The following is a 1,605-nucleotide window of genomic DNA, read 5'->3' as shown; positions in this document are numbered from 1 at the left end:
GTCGGCAGGCGATGGGGCCAAGGGGCCGCGCCTGTATGACTGGGCGATGGCGACCCTGCCGCCCCACGCCGACGACCACCTGGGCGGACCCGGCGGTTTCCAGCGGTGGCTGCTGGTCCGCCGCAGTCTCACATCGAACGATCAAGGCGAGCTGGAGATGGCCTACTACCTGTGCTTCGGACCCGCGGGTACCTCGCTGGACCAGCTCGTTCGCATCGCCGGTTCCCGCTGGGCCATCGAGGAGTGCTTCCAAGCCGCCAAGAACGAAGTCGGCCTGGACCAGTACCAGGTCCGCCGCTACGACGGCTGGCACCGCCACATCACCCTGGCCATGCTCGCCCACGCCTACCTCGCCGTCACCGCCGCGCACGCCCCAAAAGCACGTGCGGCCTGGTCCCCCTCACCCCAGCCGAGATCCGCCGTCTCCTGGCACACCTGACCAGCGCCGTCACCCACCCCATCAGCGACATCCTGCAACGCGCCCTGGCATGGTCACACCTCCGACGCGCCCACCAAGCCCGCGCCCGCAGCAGCCACTACTGGAAACGCTGGCTACGCCACAACAAGATCCAGCTATAGATCACGAAACATGACTGTAGTACTAGGAGGCCATCCGTGAACAGACAGCCGAAGGTCAGACGCTGGCTGGCCAAATTAAGCCTCGTGGCGCTCGCTGCCGTCGGCACCGCGGTGGCCGTCGCACCACCCGCACAGGCCGCCCCCGGCTACGTCTACACCACGTTCAAGGGAGACGCCGCCGCCGACCAGGAGCTCTGGGTCTACTCATCGAGCAACGGCACGAACTTCAGCGTGCTGGCCGACACCAACTACCGCGGCCCCACCGGCGTACTGCGCGACCCCAGCATCATCCAGCACAACGGGCTCTACTACATCGCCCACACCGTCCAGTCCTGGACCACGAACTCCACCCACTTCAACATCGCCTCCAGCCCCGACCTGATCAACTGGACGCACGTCACCAGCGTCAACTCCGGCGTCGCCAACACCCGATTCACCTGGGCCCCCGAGTTCTACGTCGAGGGCAGCACCGTGCGGCTCATCGTGAGCATCGCCCAGACGACCTGCTCCAACTGTTTCCGGCCCTACATCTTCACCGCCCAGAACAGTTCGCTGACCTCCTGGAGCGGGCCAGTGCAGATGGGCGGCCTCGGCTACAACTACATCGACACCTACGTGGTGAAGTCAGGCAGCACCTACCACGCCTTCACCAAGAACGAAACCTCCAAGTACATCGAGCACTGGACCAGCACGAGCCTCACCAGCGGCTGGAGCAACCAGGGCCAGCTGTGGAGCTCGGGCTACGAGGGGCCCGCCGTGCTGCGGATGAGCGACGGCTCCTGGCGCATCTGGATCGACAAGTACACCAACGGCGGCATCTGGACGGCCACCAGCTCCAACCTGAACTCTTGGTCGGGCCTCAGCCAGATCACCTGCCCCGGCTGCCGCCACGGAACGATCCTGCCGGTAGCCGACGTGCCCAGTTCGGCGCCGGTCTACCGGATCAACGTGCGTCACAGCGGCAAGGCCATGGACGTCCAGCAGCCGAACACCGACAACGGCGCGCGCGTCGGCCAGTACACCTAC

General features: G+C 66.0%; 1 protein-coding gene and 1 pseudogene. Both read left to right on the top strand.

Translation table 11 applies throughout. The features are described 5' to 3' along the window. Positions 1–439 (top strand): annotated as a pseudogene (locus tag ACIBVN_RS60860) (IS701 family transposase); the annotation flags it as partial. Positions 440–615: 176 nt separating this feature from the next. Further along, the coding region (locus ACIBVN_RS60855) for a family 43 glycosylhydrolase (RefSeq protein WP_397152045.1) at positions 616–1,605 on the top strand (990 nt) is incomplete at its 3' end.

Source organism: Nonomuraea sp. NPDC049400, assembly GCF_044466425.1.
Lineage (GTDB): Bacteria > Actinomycetota > Actinomycetes > Streptosporangiales > Streptosporangiaceae > Nonomuraea.
This window is presented reverse-complemented; position numbering and strand designations above follow the sequence as displayed.